The following is a 259-nucleotide window of genomic DNA, read 5'->3' on the forward strand; positions in this document are numbered from 1 at the left end:
CTTTTTCTGTTTTCGATCCAGCCATGATCAATCCACAAACGGTTCGACGATCGTGCGCCTGCCGAGCAGGAAGGCGTCCGCAACGAGACGAAGCGGCGCCAGATCGACGTCGCTCGCCCCTGTCGCGGCGAGCGTGACGAAGCGCCGGTAAAGCTCCCGATATTCCTCATCGGGCGCCTCGGCAACGGTCTTGCCGTCGATCGCCATGATCCGGCCGCCGCGGGATAGCGTCATCCGGCCCTGGTCGGTTTCGACCAGG

1 pseudogene is annotated in these 259 nt (G+C 63.7%); it reads right to left on the reverse strand.

Annotated elements, in window-relative coordinates:
* Window positions 1-27 precede the first annotated feature (27 nt).
* Window positions 28-259: pseudogene (locus tag AC0L2O_RS36985) on the reverse strand (gfo/Idh/MocA family oxidoreductase); the annotation flags it as partial.

The organism is Bradyrhizobium sp. Kon10, from assembly GCF_055807395.1.